This is a genomic window from Lachnobacterium bovis DSM 14045 (genome assembly GCF_900107245.1).
Lineage (GTDB): Bacteria > Bacillota > Clostridia > Lachnospirales > Lachnospiraceae > Roseburia > Roseburia bovis.
This window is the reverse complement of sequence record NZ_FNPG01000004.1, coordinates 173791-194735: the sequence shown is the minus strand read 5'-3', so window position 1 is coordinate 194735 and position 20945 is coordinate 173791. Positions and strand designations below refer to the sequence as shown.

Annotated in this window: 16 protein-coding genes; all 16 read left to right on the top strand. The window is 29.8% G+C overall.

Annotated elements, in window-relative coordinates; genetic code table 11:
* Positions 1–29 precede the first annotated feature (29 nt).
* The 16 genes from BLV79_RS00895 to BLV79_RS00820 all read left to right on the top strand — a co-directional run bounded on the left by BLV79_RS00895 (position 30) and on the right by BLV79_RS00820 (position 20930).
* The gene (locus BLV79_RS00895; RefSeq protein WP_074715167.1) at positions 30–1445 is read left to right on the top strand and encodes an aminoacetone oxidase family FAD-binding enzyme; all 1416 of its coding nucleotides are present in this window, start codon (positions 30–32) and stop codon (positions 1443–1445) included.
* Positions 1446–1501: 56 nt separating this feature from the next.
* A complete protein-coding gene (locus tag BLV79_RS00890) occupies positions 1502–3088 on the top strand; it encodes an NAD(P)/FAD-dependent oxidoreductase (protein ID WP_074715164.1) in 1587 nt (528 codons plus the stop codon).
* Positions 3089–3147: 59 nt separating this feature from the next.
* Positions 3148–5799 (top strand): DNA mismatch repair protein MutS, encoded by a 2652-nt coding sequence (gene mutS, locus BLV79_RS00885; protein WP_074715355.1) that lies wholly within the window; start codon positions 3148–3150, stop codon positions 5797–5799.
* 46 nt (positions 5800–5845) lie between these two features.
* Positions 5846–7918, top strand: coding sequence for a DNA mismatch repair endonuclease MutL (gene mutL, locus BLV79_RS00880; protein WP_074715161.1), 2073 nt, complete (start codon positions 5846–5848; stop codon positions 7916–7918).
* A 28-nt stretch (positions 7919–7946) separates the two neighbouring features.
* Positions 7947–8900, top strand: a complete 954-nt coding sequence (gene miaA / locus BLV79_RS00875) for a tRNA (adenosine(37)-N6)-dimethylallyltransferase MiaA (RefSeq protein WP_074715158.1) — start codon at positions 7947–7949, stop codon at positions 8898–8900.
* A 24-nt stretch (positions 8901–8924) separates the two neighbouring features.
* Positions 8925–10223: a methionine gamma-lyase family protein gene (locus tag BLV79_RS00870; RefSeq protein ID WP_074715155.1), complete on the top strand. Its 1299-nt coding sequence runs from the start codon at positions 8925–8927 to the stop codon at positions 10221–10223.
* 77 nt (positions 10224–10300) lie between these two features.
* A complete protein-coding gene (gene radC / locus BLV79_RS00865) occupies positions 10301–10975 on the top strand; it encodes a RadC family protein (protein WP_242871405.1) in 675 nt (224 codons plus the stop codon).
* Between the two features lie 14 nt (positions 10976–10989).
* Complete coding sequence (locus BLV79_RS00860; protein ID WP_074715148.1) at positions 10990–12003, top strand: rod shape-determining protein; 1014 nt, start codon at positions 10990–10992, stop codon at positions 12001–12003.
* A gap of 13 nt (positions 12004–12016) precedes the next feature.
* On the top strand, positions 12017–12937 hold the full coding sequence (gene mreC, locus BLV79_RS00855) for a rod shape-determining protein MreC (protein ID WP_074715145.1): 921 nt from the start codon (positions 12017–12019) through the stop codon (positions 12935–12937).
* Positions 12938–12954: 17 nt separating this feature from the next.
* Positions 12955–13473 carry a rod shape-determining protein MreD gene (gene mreD, locus BLV79_RS00850; RefSeq protein ID WP_074715142.1) on the top strand — a complete coding sequence of 173 codons (519 nt, stop codon included), beginning with the start codon at positions 12955–12957 and terminating at the stop codon, positions 13471–13473.
* Complete coding sequence (locus BLV79_RS00845) at positions 13466–16267, top strand: penicillin-binding transpeptidase domain-containing protein (RefSeq protein ID WP_074715139.1); 2802 nt, start codon at positions 13466–13468, stop codon at positions 16265–16267. Before mreD ends, BLV79_RS00845 begins: the two co-directional genes overlap by 8 nt.
* Before the next feature lie 12 nt (positions 16268–16279).
* Positions 16280–17392: an FtsW/RodA/SpoVE family cell cycle protein gene (locus tag BLV79_RS00840; protein WP_074715136.1), complete on the top strand. Its 1113-nt coding sequence runs from the start codon at positions 16280–16282 to the stop codon at positions 17390–17392.
* Between the two features lie 15 nt (positions 17393–17407).
* The gene (locus BLV79_RS00835) at positions 17408–17803 is read left to right on the top strand and encodes a methylglyoxal synthase (RefSeq protein WP_022747824.1); all 396 of its coding nucleotides are present in this window, start codon (positions 17408–17410) and stop codon (positions 17801–17803) included.
* Complete coding sequence (locus tag BLV79_RS00830; protein WP_143470195.1) at positions 17787–18773, top strand: D-alanyl-D-alanine carboxypeptidase family protein; 987 nt, start codon at positions 17787–17789, stop codon at positions 18771–18773. Before BLV79_RS00835 ends, BLV79_RS00830 begins: the two co-directional genes overlap by 17 nt.
* Positions 18774–19042: 269 nt before the next feature.
* The gene (locus tag BLV79_RS00825) at positions 19043–19465 is read left to right on the top strand and encodes a twitching motility protein PilT (RefSeq protein ID WP_074715134.1); all 423 of its coding nucleotides are present in this window, start codon (positions 19043–19045) and stop codon (positions 19463–19465) included.
* A gap of 85 nt (positions 19466–19550) precedes the next feature.
* Positions 19551–20930: a biotin/lipoyl attachment domain-containing protein gene (locus tag BLV79_RS00820; RefSeq protein WP_143470194.1), complete on the top strand. Its 1380-nt coding sequence runs from the start codon at positions 19551–19553 to the stop codon at positions 20928–20930.
* Positions 20931–20945 lie beyond the last annotated feature (15 nt).

The window sequence follows — 20945 nt, the reverse complement described above, 5'->3', positions numbered from 1 at the left end:
TATCAATAATTAAAGAAAAGAGATATTTTATGAAATATGATGTGATAATTATCGGAGCCGGAGCGTCTGGCATTATGGCAGCAATAACAGCAGCCCGTCAGAATAAATCAGTTCTTTTAATAGATAAAGAGAACAAACTCGGGAAAAAAATATATGCTACAGGAAATGGAAAATGCAATTTTACTAATGCATATATGAAAAAAGAATGTTTTTTTGGAAACGAAGAATTAAGCAATAATATTTTTGGCGTTTTTTCGGAAAAAAATGTAATAGATTTTTTTAATAAAATTGGTGTTTTGTCATATGAAAAAAATGGATATTATTATCCAAATTCAAATCAGGCATCATCTATTGTAACAGCACTTGAATTAGAACTTATGAGATGTGGCGTAACTATTTGTTTAAATAGCAGTGTTTTAGAGATAAAGGCTATTAAAGATGTTAGACCATGTGATTCTATTTCGGAATATATAATAAAAGGATATACCATAGAAAATGTGGCGGATGTATCGTCTGCTGGTTTAGAAAAAAATAAAAAAATCAGTAAAGATAATAAACATAACAAAAATAGCAATAGTAAAAGGAACAGTAATAAAAGCAATAATAATGCAGTTACACAAAAAAGAATGTTTTTATATGAGTGTAAAAGTCTTATTTTTGCAACAGGTTTATTAGCTTCTCCTAAGTTGGGTAGTGATGGAAGTTCCTTTGAATTAATCCAAAAGCTTGGACATACATTCACTTCTATTTTACCTGTTTTATGTGGTTTTTATTGTAAAGGTAATGCATTTAAAAAGATGGCTGGTGTAAGGGTGAAAGGACAAATATCAATTCTTGATAATGGAAAAGTGCTAAATAAAAATACTGGAGAAATACAAATCACTGATTACGGGATTTCAGGAATTCCTGTTTTTCAGGTGAGTCATAGTATTTCAGAATTATTATTGTCAAAAAAAACGGTTATGGGAGAAATTGATTTTTTAACGGATATTTCAGCGGAAAATTTAAAGCAGTGTTTAAAGAATAATGCTTTAATTCTGCCAGATAAAAAAGAATTTAAATATATTTTAAATGGTATTTTGCCAGATAAGATGTGGAATGAATTATTCAATTATGCAAAAATGGATTCTTCTTTTACCAAAAAAGGAATCATTAAACGAAACATGTCATTAGAAAAAACAATAAATGATATGATAAATAAACTAGTTGATTCAATTAAGCACTATCAGGTTATTATTGAAAAAAGTCGTGGTTATGAGTTTGCTCAGGCGTGTTCAGGTGGTATTAATTCAAATGAAATTGATGCAAATACTCTAGAATCAACATTGTATAATAATTTGTTCTTTGCAGGTGAATTGCTTGATGTAGATGGAATCTGTGGTGGATACAATTTGCAATGGGCTTGGACGAGTGGTTACATAGCAGGTTTAAATGCGGCTAAATAATATAACTCATAAAATAAATTTAAAAATTGAATAAAAAAACAGAAAAAGGAAAAAATATGATAAGAATTAATCAAATCAAATTGCCTTTAGAGCATAATGAAGAGGATTTAAAAAATAAAATAGCATCTATTTTAAAAACAAAAAAAGAGTTTTTATATAAAATTATAAAAAAATCAATAGATGCAAGAAAAAAACCTGAAATTTATTGGGTATATTCAGTTAATGTTGAAATAAAAAATGAAGAAAAAATATTATCTCATATACGTATGAAATCAGTTATGCCAATTAAAGAGATTACATATAAAATTCCACAGTTAGGTGACAAAGATTTGTCAGTTAGACCGATTGTAGTAGGTGCAGGCCCTGCAGGCCTTTTTGCAGCTTTTTTACTAACAGAAGCAGGTTTTATGCCAATTGTTTTAGAACAAGGAAAAAAAGTGGAAGAACGTCAGGAAGATGTTGAAAAGTTTTGGAAGACTGGTATTTTAAGTCCTTATAGTAATGTTCAATTTGGCGAGGGCGGAGCAGGAACATTTTCAGATGGAAAGCTAAATACAGCTGTTAAAGATAAAACAGGTCGTAATAGATATGTTTTAGAGACTTTTGTTAGATTTGGAGCAAATGAGAATATTTTGTACGATAACAAACCACATATTGGAACTGATGTATTATGTAAAGTAATTGCCAATATGCGTAATTATTTAATAGAAAAAGGTTGTGAATTTAAATTCAATACAAGAGTTATAGATTTTGTTATAGAAAATTCAAAAATTTGTGGTGTAATAGTACAGGATGGTTCACTTATTAGGTCTGAAACTATTATTTTGGCATTAGGCCACAGTGCAAGACAAACATTTGAGACATTGCATAAACATAATGTGGAAATGCAGGCTAAGAGTTTTGCGGTTGGTTTTAGAGTAGAACATCCACAAAGAATGATAAATGAAGAAATGTATGGTAGCAAATATTGTGAAAAATTACCAGCTTCTCCATATAAAGTGACTTCGAATTTTCCTAATGGAAGAGGTGTATATTCATTTTGCATGTGCCCAGGCGGTTATGTTGTAAATTCATCTTCAGAGGAAGGAAGATTAGTTGTTAATGGTATGAGTTATTCTCATCGTGCAGGAAGTAATGCAAACAGTGCTATTATAGTATCAGTAAATCCTAATGATTTTGGATTCGATGGTCCTTTAGCAGGAATGTATTATCAAAGAATGCTAGAAGAAAAAAATTATAAATTAGGTGAAGGTAAGATTCCACAGCAATTGTTTGGTGATTTTGAAAAAAATATAGCGTCAAAGGATTATGGTGATTTTTGCAGTACGACAAAAGGCACTGCTGTATTATCAAATCTTAGAGGATTAATGTCTAGTGATATGGAAATTTCTTTCATAGAAGGTATGAAACATTTTTCAAATATTATTACAGGTTTTGATCGTTACGATGCTATTTTATCGGGAATGGAAACAAGAACATCGTCACCTATAAGAATAAATAGAAATATTAATTTTGAAAGTAATATTGCAGGTTTGTATCCGTGCGGAGAGGGCGCAGGTTTTGCCGGAGGAATTACATCTGCTGCAATGGATGGTTTGAAGGTTGCGGAAAAAATCATACAACAATTTAAACCAATGTATTAGTAATGAATCAATAAAATTATAAGAAAGAGGAACAAAAAGTGGCTGAAGAATTAACTCCAATGATGAAACATTATCTTCAAACAAAAGAAGAAAATAAAGATTGTATAGTTTTTTATCGTTTAGGCGATTTTTATGAAATGTTTTTTGATGATGCAAAAGTTGTTTCTAAAGAACTTGAATTAACTTTAACTGGAAAAGCTTGCGGATTATCAGAAAGAGCTCCAATGTGTGGAATACCATATCATTCAGCAGACGTGTATATTAATAAATTAGTATCTAATGGACATAAAGTTGCAATTTGTGAGCAAGTTGAAGATCCTAAAACAGCAAAAGGTATGGTAAAAAGAGAGGTTGTAAGGGTTGTAACTCCAGGTACTAACATTAATATGACAGCATTAGATGAAACAAAGAATAATTATTTAATGTGTATAGTTTGTGTAGAAGATGTATACGGAATTGCAACAGTGGACGTTACTACAGGTGATTTTTTCGTTACACAGGTTGATACAAAACGTAAACTAATTGATGAAATTAATAAGTTCGTTCCTTCAGAAATAATATGCAATGATTCATTTTTTATTAGTGGAGTAGATATTGATGATTTAAGGGAAAGATTAAACATTGTTATTTCAGCTATAGATGCATGGTATTTTGGAAATGAAACAGTTCAGGAGACATTGTTTGATCATTTTAAAGTTAAATCACTTGAAGGTTTAGGTCTTGCAGATTATGATGCAGGAAGTGTTTCAGCTGGTGCAATTCTAAAATATTTGTACGAAACACAGAAAAATTCACTTGCTAATATTTTAACAATACAACCATATTCGATTGGTAAATACATGATAATCGACAGTTCTTCACGCAGGAATCTAGAATTAGTAGAAACTCTTAGAGAAAAGCAAAAAAGAGGTTCTCTTTTATGGGTATTAGATAAGACTAAGACTGCTATGGGAGCTAGATTATTAAGAAATTATGTAGAACAACCTTTGATTGATAAGGACGAAATCATAAAAAGACAAGATTTTATTGAAGATTTAAATAATCATGCTATTACTAGAGAAGAATTGAGAGAATATTTGAATCCAATTTATGATTTAGAAAGACTAATTACAAGAATTTCTTACCAGACAGCTAATCCAAGAGATTTGATTGCATTTAGAAATTCATTAAAAATGTTACCACCTATTTATGCACAGTTGAATGATTTGTCTTGTGATTTATTACGAGAAATTAAATCAAATTTTGATTGTCTTACAGATTTGCATGATTTATTAGATAAGTCAATTAATGAGGAACCACCTATTAGTACAAAAGATGGTGACATAATCAAAGATGGCTATAATGAAATAGTAGATAAATTAAGACGTGCAAAAACAGAAGGAAAACAGTGGTTAGCTGAACTTGAAGCAGAAGAAAAGGAAAAAACTGGAATTAAGAATCTAAAAATCAAATATAATAAAGTTTTTGGATATTATCTAGAAGTTACAAATTCATATAAAGAATTAGTACCGGATTATTATGTTAGAAAACAAACACTTACTAATGCTGAAAGATATATAACACCAAAGTTGAAAGAATTAGAAGATATGATACTTGGTTCAGAGGATAAGCTTGTATCAATGGAATATGACTTGTTCAAAGAAATAAGAGATGAAATATCAAATAATATTGCAAGAATTCAGGCAACTGCTAAGGCAATAGCTAAACTAGATGTGTTTGTGTCCCTTGCTACTGTAGCAGAAAAGAATAATTATTGTCGTCCTAATATTAACAATGATGGTGTTATCAATATAAAGGCAGGTAGACATCCAGTAGTAGAAAAGATGATAAAAAATGATATGTTTATTTCAAATGATACATATTTAGATAATAATAACAATAGAGTAGCAATTATTACAGGCCCTAATATGGCTGGTAAATCTACTTATATGAGACAAAGTGCTATTATAGTTTTAATGGCTCAGATAGGATGCTTTGTTCCTGCTGCATCAGCTGATATTGGTATAGTTGATAGAATATTCACCAGAGTAGGAGCTTCAGATGATCTTGCAAGTGGTCAGAGTACTTTTATGGTAGAAATGAATGAAGTTGCTAATATTTTAAGATGTGCTACTAGCAAATCATTATTGATTTTAGATGAAATAGGACGAGGAACATCTACATTCGATGGATTAAGTATAGCATGGGCTGTAGTTGAACATATAAGTAATCCTAACATTTTAGGAGCAAAGACTTTGTTTGCAACGCATTATCATGAATTAACTGAGTTAGAAGGTAAAATTGCAAGCGTTAACAATTATTGCATCGCAGTAAAGGAAAAGGGGGATGATATTGTTTTCCTTAGAAAAATTGTTAAAGGTGGCGCAGATAAGAGTTATGGTATACAAGTTGCAAAACTTGCAGGCGTACCAAATTCTGTAATAGAACGTGCAAAAGAAATTGTTGAAGAACTAACTCAAAATGATATAACTGAAACAGTAAAAAGTATCACAGTTGATGTACCAGTTAAAAAAAGTAAAAAAACAAAGTCTCCTAAAAAATTAGATGATGTTGATAGCAATCAGATTTCATTATTTGATGCATTTAACAATATGAATCTTGGTTCAAATGAAGTTATAGATGAAATAAAAGCACTTGATATATCAAATATGACACCAATAGAGGCATTAAATAAATTATATGAATTGCAGTCAAAAGCAAATAATAAATAAAGAATCATATGATTTATAGTTAATAATTAAGAAACAGGAGGAAACAATGGGGAAGATAGAGTTATTAGCAAGAGAGACTATTGATAAAATTGCTGCTGGAGAAGTAGTAGAACGTCCAAAATCTGTTGTTAAGGAATTAGTAGAAAACTCGATTGATTCAGGAGCAACTGCAATTACAGTTGAAATCAAGGAGGGTGGTATTTCCTTAATACGTATAACAGATAACGGTAGTGGAATTAAAAAGAGTGATATTCCAATTGCATTTTTAAGACATTCTACTAGTAAAATCAAAACAGCGGAGGATTTATTGAGTGTATCTTCCCTTGGATTTAGAGGTGAGGCGTTATCTAGTATCTCCGCTATCGCACGAGTAGAATTAATTACAAAAACGTATGATGATTTGACAGGAACAAGATATATTATTGAGGGATCTAAAGAAATTTCTAATACAGAAATAGGTGCACCTGAGGGTACAACATTTATTGTGAAAGATATTTTTTTTAACACTCCTGCCAGAAGAAAGTTTCTAAAGTCACCAACGACAGAGGGTAACTACATAGCGGATGTGGTAGAAAAATTAGCTTTATCACATCCAGATATATCTTTTAAATTTATAAGTAATAATAAAACTAAGTTACATACATCGGGTAATTCTAATATAAAAGATCTTGTATATCAAATATATGGTCGCGAAATCGCAAGTTCACTTATTGATGTAGAAGTAGAAACACCTTTGTTTAAAATTAATGGTTTTTTAGGAAAACCGATTATTACAAGAGGTAATAGAAACTATGAAAACTATTTTATAAATGGACGTTATATCAAAAGCTCATTGTTATCAAAAAGTATTGAAGATGGGTATAAGAATTATTTAATGCAACATCAATATCCTTTTACTTTGCTATATTTTGATTTTGAAGGATCTATGATTGATGTTAACGTTCATCCAACTAAAATGGAACTTAGATTTAGTCATAATGAAGAAATCTATCAACAATTATATGATATAGTTTTTGATAAATTATCAAATAGAGAATTGATTCCTAGAGTTCCAATGGATGAAGACTTAGAGCAAAAAAAAGAATTAGAGAAAAAACATATTTTAGAAAAAAGAATACTTCCTGAACCGTTTGAGACATTTAATTATACCAAAAACTATGAGGAAAATATAAAGAATGCTAGGAATAATAATTTAGATAAAAAAGATAGAGTAAATAACAATAAATTTACAACACAATTATCTGGATTACATAGTAAACAAGTTAGTGATGCTGTTTCAACTATATCTAATGCTTTAAATATGGCTTTTGGAAATAAAAATGAAGAAGTATTGGATGATAAAGGCAATGTGTTAAAAAATGATTCTAATGAGTTTTTAAAACAAGATGTGACTGAATATATATCATCAAGTAATAGTAAAAATAGTTTTTTAACAACGGAAGTCGAAAACAAAAACAATGACAAATTTACTGATAATGATATACAGTATAAAGAAATCACATTAGGTGATATAGATGAAAAATTTTTATCACAAAAAGCAAAAACATCGTATCAAATTATTGGTCAGCTTTTTAAAACATATTGGTTGATTGAATATGGGGATGAGTTATACATCATGGATCAGCATGCAGCACATGAAAAAGTTTTATATGAACAAACATTAAAAAAATTTAAAGATAAAACATTTACATCACAGATTCTTAATCCTCCTATCATTTTAACTTTAGATGATAGAGAACAAGAAACATTAGAAAAAATAAAAGATAATTTATCTATGTTAGGATATGACATAGAGTTTTTTGGTGGAAAAGAATATAAAATTACTGCAATTCCAGACAATTTATATAATATTGATATGAAGAATTTATTTATTGATATGATTGATGAATGTATGGAGTTTAAAGGTAAAACAACATCAGATTTAATTTTGCATAAAGTTGCAACTATGTCATGTAAAGCTGCAATAAAGGGTAATAACAAGATAAGTTTACCAGAAGTAAAACAACTTTTGGACGATTTATTAGAAATAGAGAATCCATATAATTGTCCGCATGGCAGACCAACAATTATAGCAATGACTAAAACTGAAATAGAGAAGAAATTTAAAAGAATAGTCTAAAAATATAACACTACAAGGATTGATTAAAATGAAGAAAAAACCTTTAATTGTATTAACAGGACCAACAGCTGTAGGTAAAACTGATTTATCTATTAAGTTAGCTAAAACTATAAATGGAGCAATTATTTCGGCTGATTCAATGCAGATTTATAAATACATGGATATTGGTTCAGCTAAGGTAACTAAAGAGGAAATGAACGGAGTAAAACATTATCTTATTGACGATTTATTTCCGGATGAGGAATTTAATATTGTTAAATTCAAGGAAATGGCATTAAAAGCTTTAGATGAAATATATGCTAATAACCAAATTCCGATTGTGGCAGGTGGAACAGGCTTTTATATTCAAGCATTGTTATATGATATTGAATTTTCGGATGAAAAAGAATCTGATACTTCATATAGAGAATCTTTAGAGAAATATGCTAAAGAAAATGGCAATGAAAAACTACATGAAAAGCTAAAGAGTATTGATCCTGAATCATATGATAAAATACATCCCAATAACGTTAAGAGAGTTATTAGGGCAATAGAATTTTATCATTTAAATGGGTATCCAATATCAGAGCATAATGAAAAAGAAAAAAAGAAAGATTCACCTTATAATTTTATATATTTTGTTTTAAATGAGGATAGAGATAATCTATATGATAGAATAAACAAGCGTGTAGATATAATGTTTGATAAGGGACTTTTAGAGGAAGTTATTTCTTTAAAGGAAAAGGGATATACTTCTGATATGGTCTCAATGCAAGGAATTGGTTATAAAGAAATCCTTCGTTATTTAGACGGAGAGTATAGTATTGAATATGCTAAGGAATTAATTAAAAAAGAATCAAGACATTTTGCAAAACGTCAATTAACATGGTTTAGACGTGAAAAAACAGTAGAATGGCTTGATAAAAATAAATATGATTATAATGATGATAGAATCCTTGATTTTATAATTGAAAAATTAAAGAATAAAAATATTATAGAGTGATTTTATCCAAGAAAGGAAGATGTAATGCGAGATTTATTAGAAAAATACTATGAAGAACTTGGTATTTCTAAAGATGTTTTTAATTTTACTAATTGTATTGAAAAAAATTTAAAAGAAAGATTTGAAAAAATTGATTCTATAGCTGAATTAAATCAATTAAAAGTAATTAAAGCTATGCAAAAAAATAAAGTAAGTGCAGAGTGCTTTAATATGTCTTCAGGATATGGGTATGATGATATTGGTAGAGATACATTAGAAAAAGTATATGCGGACTGTTTTAAAGCTGAGGATGCATTAGTTCGCCCACAAATTACATGTGGAACACATGCCTTAGCTTTAGCGCTAATGTCAAATCTTCGCCCAGGGGATGAGTTATTATCGCCAGTAGGCAAGCCTTATGATACATTGGAAGAAGTAATAGGAATTAGAAAATCAAAAGGATCACTTGCAGAATATGGTATAACATATAAACAAGTAGATTTGTTAGAAGATGGATCATTTGATTTTGAAAATATAAAAAAATCAATAAATGAAAAAACAAAAATGGTTACAATTCAACGTTCGAAAGGGTATCAGACACGTCCTACATTATCAGTAGATCAAATTGGAGAATTGATTTCTTTTATCAAAGGAATTAAACCAGATGTAATTTGTATGGTAGATAATTGTTATGGAGAGTTTGTTGAAGAAAAAGAACCAACAGAGGTTGGTGCAGATATGATAGTTGGCTCTTTAATAAAAAATCCAGGAGGAGGACTTGCTCCAATTGGAGGATATATTGCAGGTAAGAAGGAATGTGTTGAAAATGCTGCTTTTAGACTTACATCTCCTGGACTTGGAAAAGAAGTTGGTGCATCCTTAGGTGTAATTCAATCATTTTATCAGGGATTATTCCTTGCTCCTGTAGTTGTTAGTGGTGCATTAAAAGGCGCTATTTTTGCAGCTAATATTTATGAAAAATTAGGATTTAAAGTTGTTCCTAATGGTACAGAAAGTCGTCATGATATTATTCAGGCTGTTGAATTTAGAGATAAGGATAAAATGATAGCTTTTTGTGAAGGAATTCAGGCAGCAGCTCCAGTTGATAGTTTTGTAACACCTGAACCATGGGCTATGCCAGGTTATGATAGTGACGTAATTATGGCAGCAGGAGCTTTTGTTCAGGGTTCATCTATTGAACTTTCAGCAGACGGACCTATTAAACCTCCTTATGCAGTTTATTTCCAAGGTGGATTGACTTGGTACCATGCAAAATTAGGAATAATGATGTCACTTCAAAAACTTTACGAGCGAAAACTTGTTAATATAGATAAAGTGTGTTAGAATTAAATGTAATTTTGAGATGATTTTATTGTATTTAATAGTTCGAGAGAGAATTTTATATAATGAATCATGTAAAATTGAAAAACTTACCGAAATCCGATAGACCTTATGAAAAATTTTTAGAACTTGGAGAGCAGGCTTTGACGGATAGTGAATTATTATCGATTATCATTAGAACAGGAAGCCGTGAATTATCGGCACTTGAAATTGTTCGCCAGTTATTAATCGGTAAACATAATAATATATTAAATATATACGAATTTTCTGTTGAAGAGCTTTGTCGTTTCCGTGGAATAGGAAAAGTAAAAGCAATTCAAATAAAAGCGATTGCTGAGTTATCTAGAAGAATTTCTAAGACAAACAATGGATATAATATAAAGATGAATAGTCCAATTACAATAGCTAATTACTATATGGAGCAACTTCGTCATAAGAATGAAGAACACTTTGTAGTTGCGTATTTTGATATGAGTTGTAATTTTTTGGGTGACGAACGTTTGTCAAAAGGCTGTGTTAATAGTACTTTTGTTTCGCCTAGAGAAATTTTTAAAAATGCTCTATCTAAAAATGCGGTTGCCATTGTTATGATTCATAATCATCCAAGTGGAAATCCTATTGCTAGTATAGAAGACAGAAGAATAACTAAACGAGTTCAGGAATGTGGTGAGTTACTTGGAATAAAAGTGATTGATCATATTATCATAGGGGATAATCGGTATTTCAGTTTCAAAGAAGAAAAAATCATAGAGTAAAAGGGAGAAACGTAATGAACAATAATATCTACGGTATTGATCTTGGTACTTGCAATTTTAAAATTTTCTGCAAGTCAACAGGCGAAGTTTTAAAGGAAAAAAATACAATTGCAGTTAAAGATAAAAATACTTTATATGCGTATGGTGATAGTGCATACGAAATGTACGAAAAAGCACCAGAAGACATTAGAGTTATTTTCCCAGTTGTATCTGGTGTAATTGCAGAATTTGATTATCTTCAGAAGATGATTTTTGATTATCTTGAAGAAAAAATGAAAATGAAACTTAGAAATGCAGAATTTGTTGTAGCTATTCCAACAGCTGTTACTAAAGTTGAAGAAAGAGCATTTTATCAGGTTTTCAAAAATAGTAAATACAAACCCAAAAATGTTTTACTTTGTAAAAAACCAATCGCAGCAGCAGTAGGTTTGGGATTAGATGTTAATGAACCTACAGGTATCATGCTTGTTGATATAGGTGCTGAAACAACAGAAATCTCTGTTATTTCTTTAGGTGGTATTGTTTCTAAAGAATTAGTTGATGTAGGAGGCAATAAAATTGATGAAGATATTGTTTCATATATCAGAAAAGAATTTAATCTTGTAATTGGAAAGAAGACTGGTAAAGCTCTTAAAGAATCTATCGGTTCAGCGCTTCCACCAACAGAAGAAAATTCAAAAGTAATTGTTGGTAGAGATGTTGTTTCAGGTTTACCAATTGAAAAAGAAATTTCTGCTGATGTTGTTTATGAAGCTATGCAGTCTAATTTAACAACAATTTGTAATGCAATTAAGGTTATTTTGGAAAAAACTCCACCAGAATTAGCAAAAGACATTATTCATTCAGGAATTTATGTAACTGGCGGAAGTTCAATGATTCAAGGATTAGACATATTATTTGAACAAATTACAAATATTAAAATCAATTCAGCAGATAATCCAGAAGATTCGGTTGTTAGAGGATTGGTTGAAATTGTATCTGATCCAAAATATAAGAGCTTAACATATATTCCAAAAGAAAAATTATAAAAAAGAGGTAGTCATGAAAAATTCTCGTAAACGTAATCGTTATAAAAAACAGCAGTATATTCCATCAAAGTATATTTTAATGGGTATCACATTTGTTTGCATTTGTACTATATTCCTAAGCTTAGTGGCTAATATTTCGGGTGGACCTTTAAACTCTGTTGCGGGATACGTTTTTACTCCTATGCAAAGGGGAATAAATAGTGTTGGTTCATGGGTTACATCAAAAACTAACGATTTGCAGACTTTAAGAGATGTTCAAAAAGAAAATAAAAAGCTTAAAAAGAAGGTTTATTCTCTAAGAACACAGTTAAATACAATAAAGCTTGAAAAATATGAGTTGGAGAACTACAGAAAGCTTTTAGATTTAGATGCTAAGTATCCAGCTTATGACAAGATAGCTGCTAGCGTTGTAGCTAAAGATTCAAGTAACTGGTTTTCAACTTTTACTATCAACAGAGGCTCAAAAGATGGAATAAAAAAAGGCATGAATGTCATTGCGGATGGAGGTCTTGTTGGTATAATCAGTGATGTAGGACATAATTATTCAACTGTTAGAACGGTAATTAATGATTTGTCAAATGTCAGTGGTATGATTACTAACACATATGATAATATTAATGTCAGTGGTAGTATCAAAGATATGGACAAAAATGGTGTTATTACTTTTTCTGAATTAAGAGATTCTGATAATAAGGTGAAAAATGGAGATTCAGTTGTAACTTCGTATGTATCTGATCAATATCAACAAGGTATTTTGATTGGATACATTGATAAAGTAGAGAAGGATTCAAACAACCTTACTAAATCAGGTACAATAACACCAGCAGTAGATTTTGAACATATTGAAAATGTTTTAGTTATAAAAAACTTAAAACAAACAGGTGATGTTGGTAATAAAGATAAAACTAATAATTCTACAGAACAATCAAAATAAATAGGAGATAAAAGCATATGCGAAGAAAAGTAACATTATTTATTCTGATATCAATTTGTTTCGTGTTACAAACAACCATTTTTAAAGCTATAGCATTTGCTGGTATTGCTCCTAATGTCCTATTAGTTGTTGTTGCAACTTTTGGATTTATGAGAGGTAAGAGAGAGGGAATGTTCATTGGAATCTTTACCGGATTGCTAATGGATATTTTCTTTGGTCCTTACTTAGGGTTAAATACTTTATTGTATATGTATATAGGTTATATTAATGGTTTATTTAAAAAGTATTTTTATCCAGATGACATTAATCTACCACTTCTTTTAACAGCGGGTTCAGATTGGCTACTAAATACCACTTTGTATTTGTTGGTATTTATAGGAAGACGCAGATTTGATTATTTATACTATTTGAAAACTATAATTATACCAGAGATGGTTTACACCACTATTGTTACTATATTTATATTTTTCTTATTGGTTAAATTAAATGAATGGATAGAAAAAGAAGAGAAGAGGAGAGCAAAGAACATTGAGTAAGATAAAAGATTATTTGAAAAATTTATTTGAATCACGTATTGCTGTTTTAGCTGCTTTCTTTTCATTTTTATTTGTTGTTTTATTTTTTAGATTTTTTGTTTTACAAATTATTTTGGGTGAAAAATATCAAAAAGATTTTTCTTTGAAAATCAAAAAAGAATTAACAGTTGAGGCTGCTAGAGGAAATATTTATGATAGAAATGGAAAGTTGCTTGCTTATAATGAGCTTGCTTATTCTGTTACTATTTCAGATAATGATGAATCATCAAGTCAAAAAGTAAAAAATCAATCCTTGAATTCAAAGTTGAAACAAGTTATAACACAAATTCATAAAAACAATGATACATTGGCAAATGATTTTCCTATTGTTTTAGATGAAGATGGTAACTATTCTTATACAATTGAAGGAACAAAGTTAAAGAGATTTTTAGCAGATACTTTTCATGAAAAGAGTTATTCTAAATTAGGTTATGATAAGAATTTGAAATTTAATACTGCTAAGGCTTCGGCAGATCAGATAATGAATTATTATGCAAAAAATTATAGTATTCCAAAATCATATTCTAAACAAATGCAATATGATATTATTGTAGCAAGAGTAGCATTGTCTGCCAATAAATATTCAAAATATCGTTCGACTACGATTGCAAAAGATGTTTCGGACGAAACAGTTGCATATATTAATGAACATTCACAAGAATTAAAAGGTATTGCAATTGAAGAAGCTACTATAAGAAAGTATAATGATCCAGAATATTTTGCCTCAATGTTAGGATATACTGGTAAAATCTCAAATGAAGAATATGAAGATTATAGTGCCAAGGATAAGTCTTACACAAACAATGATGAAGTTGGTAAAGCTGGCATAGAACAATATTACGAAAAGTATCTTCGTGGGGTAAATGGTAAACAAACAGTTTTAGTAGATAATGTTGGACGTATTTCTAAAAAACTAAGTAAAAAAGATGCAAAAGCAGGTAATAATGTCTATTTAAGTGTTGACAAAGATTTACAAATTGCAACTTATAAATTACTTGAACAAGAAATTGCTGGTATTGTTTATGCAGAAGTGAAAAATGGTATAATCCCTAAAGAGGATGTTTATGCTGCATTTTTGAAGAATAGTATAATTGATACGAGCCATTTTGATTCACCAAATGCAACTGATACTGAAAAAGCTGTTAAAAATACTTGCATACAAGGTTTACAAGAAGGTTTGACAATTATTGATGGCGAATTAAGAAGCTCTAAGCCAGCAGTTAACAATAATTTACCTACAAAAACATTAGATTATTTTACATATTTATTTACACAATTAAAAAGTGATAAAGTAATAGATACTAGCAAAATCAATTCAAATGATGCAACATATCAAAAATGGAGAGATGGAAATTTAAGTCCAAAAGAATATTTGACATATTGCATAAAGAAACAGTGGATTGATATTAGTAAGTTAGATGTAAATGAAAAGTATGCAAATTCAGATGAAGTGTATGATGCTTTATGCAAATATATTCAAAAAAGATTATCAAATAATACTGGTTTTACAAAAATTGTTAATCAATATTTGGTAAAAGAAGGTAGAATTACTGGTACACAAGTTTGTGTTTTATTGTATGAACAGGGTATCTTAGACCAAGATGATGCAACATTAAACGGATTAAGAAATGGATCAATTTCACCATTTAATTTTATCCTTGATAAGATAAATAAAATAGAAATCACTCCGGCACAGTTGGCATTAGAACCATGTACAGGTTCAACTGTTATCACTGATCCAAACAATGGAGAAATTCTAGCTATGGTTAGTTACCCAGGATATGATAATAATAGATTGGCAAATGGTGTAGATTCAAAATACTATGCAGAATTAAATGCTGATTTATCTAAGCCTTTATATAATTATGCTACACAAGAAAGAACGGCTCCTGGTTCAACATTTAAAATGATTTCAGCTACAGCTGGTATGGCAGAAAACGTTATTACGCCTGATTCTATAATCAATTGTGGTGGTATATTCAATGAGGTAAGTAATAAACCTAAATGTTGGATTTATCCAAGTGCACATGGACCTGAAAATGTTTCAACAGCTATTAAAGATTCATGTAACGTTTTCTTTTATACAGTAGGTTACAGATTAGCATCAACAACAGGTGTTTATAATGACGCAAAGGGTATTGAAAAAATACAGAAATTTGCAAAAATATATGGTTTAGATAAGAAAACTGGGATTGAAATTCCTGAGAATACTTCTGCAATAGCAACAGAATATCCTGTAATGGCAGCAATCGGTCAGTCAAATAATAACTTTACGACTGTTTCTTTATCAAGATATGTTACAGCTATTACTTCCGGAAAGTTATATGATTATAAATTGATGAACAAGATTGTTTCTTCAAATGGTAAATTGTTAAAACAGTATAAGAGTAATTCTACTGACATATCTTCAACACTAAATAATACTCAGTGGACTGCGATACGTAATGGTATGAATCAGGTTATTACAACTCTTGATTGCTTTAATGGATTTCCAATTAATGTTGCTGGTAAAACAGGTACAGCACAGCAGGCAGGACATCCTAACCATGGTTTATTTGTTGGGTTTGCTCCATTTGAGGCACCACGAATTACTATTGCAACAAGAATAGCCCATGGTTTTTCATCGCATAATGCGGCGGCAGTATCACAAAAAATTATGGCATATTATTTAGCAGGTGGAGATTTAAATGCAATGTTAGCTAATAATGCAGATAGTATTAATCCATCTGGTTTAACATCTAGAAGTAATGATTAAGGAGAATACAATATGTTAAATCAATATAAAATTAAAAATTACAACTTTAAATTAGTGTTTTTTGTGTCATTACTTACTATCTTGGGTATTATGGTAATTGGAAGCGCTAATCCTTCTGTTCAGAGCAAACAGATATTTGGATTTGTGGTAGGATTAGTAATTATGGTAGTCGTTTCTTTACTCGACTACCAGGAATTACTAAATTTTTCATTTATTTATTATTTTGTTGGATGCGCTTTACTTTTGCTGGTTAAATTCTTGGGATATTCAAGTAAAGGTGCACAAAGATGGTTTGCATTAGGACCTGTTAAGATTCAGCCTTCAGAACTTGCAAAGATTGTAATAATAGTATTTTTTGCTGCATATTTAAATAAATACTCTGAAAAAATAAATGAGAGAGATAGGTTGCTTAAAACATTAGCAATTGTTGCTGTTCCATTGTTTTTGATTGTATCTCAACCTGATTTGTCAACAACAATTGTTACTGCATTTATTTTCGTTTCACTCTTGTTTATTGCAGGATTAAGTTATAAAATAATAGTAAGGGTTTTGGCAGTTATCGTTCCAGCTTTTATAGTTGCGGTTATTTTAGTGATAACAAATGTAATTGACCTTTTACACGGTTATCAAATGGAGCGTATCTCAGCTTGGTTATATCCAGATGCACCACAAAATGTTGATAAAGCACGACAACAGGTTAATTCAATAATGGCTATTGGATCGGGTCAAATGTTTGGAAAAGGCTTAAATAATACGGATGCAGCATCGTTGAATAATACACATTATATTTCAGAATCTCATACTGATTTTATTTTTTCAGTTATTGGAGAGGAATTAGGTTTCGTAGGATCAGTTGTTGTAATAATATTGTTGGCATGTATTGTTTACCAGTGTATTAAAATAGGAATGAAAGCAAGAGATTTATCAGGACAGCTTATTTGTTATGGAATGGCATCATGGATTGCTTTTCAAAGCTTTGTAAACATTTGTGTTACTACAGGCTTGATGCCTAATACAGGTTTAACATTACCATTTGTAAGTTATGGATTAACGTCATTACTCTCATTGTTTATTGGTATAGGGTTAGTTTTGAATGTCGGTTTACAATGCAAAAAATATTATTAGGAGGTAGTCACACTTATGAATATTGGACTTATTGCCCATGATTCTAAGAAAAAATTAATGCAAAATTTTTGTATTGCATATAGAGGAATCTTGGCTAAGAATGATTTATACGCAACAGGTACTACAGGAAGATTGATTGAAGAAGTTGCAAATTTACAAGTTCACAAATACTTAGCTGGTCATTTAGGCGGTTCTCAGCAGTTAGGAGCACAGATCGAACATAATGAGATTGATTTGGTTATCTTTTTAAGAGATCCGTTACAACCTAAATCACATGAACCAGATGTTCATATTATCGTTCGTTTATGCGATGAACACAATATCCCACTAGCTACTAATTTAGCTACTGCTGAGCTATTGATTAAATCTTTAGATAGAGGAGATTTAGAGTGGCGTGAGATGTATAAATAAAAAACGTTTTGCTGTTTTAGCTACATTAGTTGCAGTAAATATTGCTTGTATGGGCATTTTTACAGGGTGTAGCTTTATGGGAAAAAAAGATGATTCTTATAATATTGCACTTTCTTCAGCAGGAGATAGTAATAATAAGATAAATAGTTTTCTTGGAGAAGGCTTATGTGTAACTGATGAAGTAAATTTTGGATTGGAAAAAGTTTCGTCAGAATCTGCCGAAGAGGCAGGAGTGTTTAATGTAACTAAAAAAGAAGTTACATATAGTCAAAACATTTATAAAAAATTATATCCTGCGAGTACAACAAAAATTTTAACCGCATATATTATTTTAAAAAATGCAAATTTAAATGATGTTACAACTGTAAGTGAAAATGCTGTTAAGCAAGCAGGAGATTCCTCAGTATGTCATTTAAAAGCAGGAGATAAAGTAAGTGTTAAGACATTATTATATGGTATGATGCTTGAAAGTGGAAACGATGCAGCAATTGCTCTTGCAGAGTATTATTCAGGATCTACAACAGATTTTGCAAAAGTAATGAATAGATATGCATCTAAGTTGGGTGCAACTCATTCTCATTTTGTTAATCCAAATGGATTACCTGCAGATAACCATTATACAACTTTATATGATATGTATTTAATATTTAATTCGGCTGTTAAGTTATCTAATTTTAAAGAAATTGTATCAACTAAAGAGTATACGGCATCATATATCAATGCAAATTCTAAAGAAGTTACTCAGGTGTGGAAGAATACTAATGGGTATTTCAAAGGGACATATTCAGCTCCAGATGGTTTTACTATTATTGGCGGGAAAACTGGTACAACCAACGCTGCTGGTCATTGCTTGGTGTTATATTCTAAAAACGCAAGGAATGAGGATATAATTAGTATTGTATACGGTGGAAAAACAAAACCAGATTTATATAAATTTATGACTCAAATTTTAAATGAATTTGGAAAATAAAATATTATATTGAAAAATAAAGATCTAAATTATATTTCAGTAATGATATATAATTTAGATCTTTTTATTGGATGAATATTATGCAATATAATATATTTATTCTTGTTTTTTAATAATTTTTAAGATATAATTAATATATAGTTATTTTAGATAATGATTATATTATTTTTGTTCGAAGTAATACAAAATAAGTAATTTTTGACTAGAAGTTTTATGGTAATGACGTAGAGTATATTGTTATTAAAAATCAAATTCTAGGAGGATTAATTATGGTTGAAATTATTTGTGGACAGAAAGGTAAAGGAAAAACAAAAGAATTATTAAATCTTGTAAATGATTCCTTAGATAGCCTATCAGGAAATGTTGTTTACATTGATAAGTGTAATCAACATATGTTGGATTTAAACAAGAAGATTAGACTTATTGATGTGTCTGAATATCCTGTAGAAGATTGCAAAGAGTTCTTAGGATTCGTTTGTGGTATCGTTTCACAAGATAATGATTTAGAAGAAGTTTATTTAGATAGTTTTCTTACAATAGCGTTTATTTCTAATAATGATGAGTTTTTATATGCAATTGATAAATTAGACAAGATCTCAACTAAATACAAGACAAAATTTATCCTCAGTGTATCTACGGACGAAGCGAACTTACCAAAGACTGATAAAATAAAAGTGCTTGTAGCGTTATAAAAGCTTGACATAATTTAGTATAATATAATAAAGAGAAAATAATGGGCTTCTATTATATGGAAGCCCTTTTTTGAGGTGTATGACATTGGCAAAAAGAAAAATAGTACGATACAAAAAACCGTTAAACATTAATATTGGCATAATTGTATTTGCAGTTGTTTTACTATATATCTGCATGAGAGTTGGAAATTATTTTTTCTCAAGGCCTGTAGCTGCATATGAGGTTCAGCAAGGAACAATAGCGTCGAATAACGTTTATAGAGGATTAATTCTTAGAGATGAACATGTAGTTAAAGCAGATAAAACAGGATATGTTAACTATTATGCAAAAAATAACACAAAAGTATCTGTTTTAGATAACGTATATTCGATAGATACAGATGGAGAATTATCAAATAAGATATATAATGCAACAGACGATGCATCTGCATTGACAAGTAGTGATATAGACAGTATTTCAAATGATATCTCCGGTTTGACGACATCATATAATAATAACAATTTTCAAGAAGTAGCTTCCTTTAAAAATGAGTTGTCATCTGAACTAACACAGGTTTTGAGTACTAATGCTTTAGGTAAATTAGTATCAGATGTAGAAAAAGCGGCTTCAGAAAATGATTTTTTCTTGATGAAATCTGATGAATCAGGTGTTGTAATGTATTCAACAGATGGATATGAAAATAAGACAGTTAATGAATTTTCACCAAAATGGTTTCAGAATAATTTATATAAGAAGAGAATTTTATCTGCAAAAACTAAAGTGTCCAAGGGTGATACTGTGTTTAAACTAATCACTAGTGATGATTGGCATGTAATAATTCCAGTTGATTCAAAAGTGGCATCATCAATAAAGGACAAATCCGAAGTTAGGGTAAAATTCTGCAAGGATAATAAGGTCGCAAATGCAGAATGTTCTATTATAAAAAAGGAAAAAAACATATATTATGTTGATTTGCACTTGTCTGATTCTATGATTAGATATGCATCAGATCGTTTTATAGACATTCAGATTATGCATGGAATGAAAGATGGATTAAAGATACCAACTACTTCTTTGGTCTCAAAAAAAGCATATAAGATTCCTAAAAAGTTTTTCACGTTAAAAAATGATGGGAAAAAACTAGGATTAACTATAATTCATTCTAATAAAAAAATGGATTTTTATGTGCCATCAATCATTTTTTCTGATAATGATAATTATTATATTAAAAAAGGTAAGATTTTATTGAGTGATTCCATAATGGATTTATCAAGCAATGAAACAATATTTTTTAAAAATTCCGTTTGTAAATTAGATGGAGTTTATTGTATAAATAAAGGTTATGCGTCTTTTAGGCCAGTTAGCATTTTAGAACGTAATCAATCTTATATAATCGTTGAAAAGCTTGATTCTTTTAGTATTGATTTATATGATCGCATTGCATTAGACGGTCGTAAAATAAAAGAAAATCAACTTACAATATAGACAAAAAGTGAGGGA

Excerpts from the sequence above, each read along its gene's own strand:
- mutS (WP_074715355.1), top strand. The coding sequence starts at position 3,148 with ATGATGAAACATTATCTTCAAACAAAAGAAGAAAATAAAGATTGTATA.
- BLV79_RS00890 (WP_074715164.1), top strand. The coding sequence starts at position 1,502 with ATGATAAGAATTAATCAAATCAAATTGCCTTTAGAGCATAATGAAGAG.
- BLV79_RS00825 (WP_074715134.1), top strand. The coding sequence starts at position 19,043 with ATGGTTGAAATTATTTGTGGACAGAAAGGTAAAGGAAAAACAAAAGAA.
- BLV79_RS00870 (WP_074715155.1), top strand. The coding sequence starts at position 8,925 with ATGCGAGATTTATTAGAAAAATACTATGAAGAACTTGGTATTTCTAAA.
- BLV79_RS00840 (WP_074715136.1), top strand. The coding sequence starts at position 16,280 with ATGTTAAATCAATATAAAATTAAAAATTACAACTTTAAATTAGTGTTT.
- miaA (WP_074715158.1), top strand. The coding sequence starts at position 7,947 with ATGAAGAAAAAACCTTTAATTGTATTAACAGGACCAACAGCTGTAGGT.
- BLV79_RS00860 (WP_074715148.1), top strand. The coding sequence starts at position 10,990 with ATGAACAATAATATCTACGGTATTGATCTTGGTACTTGCAATTTTAAA.
- mreC (WP_074715145.1), top strand. The coding sequence starts at position 12,017 with ATGAAAAATTCTCGTAAACGTAATCGTTATAAAAAACAGCAGTATATT.
- mutL (WP_074715161.1), top strand. The coding sequence starts at position 5,846 with ATGGGGAAGATAGAGTTATTAGCAAGAGAGACTATTGATAAAATTGCT.
- mreD (WP_074715142.1), top strand. The coding sequence starts at position 12,955 with ATGCGAAGAAAAGTAACATTATTTATTCTGATATCAATTTGTTTCGTG.
- BLV79_RS00835 (WP_022747824.1), top strand. The coding sequence starts at position 17,408 with ATGAATATTGGACTTATTGCCCATGATTCTAAGAAAAAATTAATGCAA.
- BLV79_RS00895 (WP_074715167.1), top strand. The coding sequence starts at position 30 with ATGAAATATGATGTGATAATTATCGGAGCCGGAGCGTCTGGCATTATG.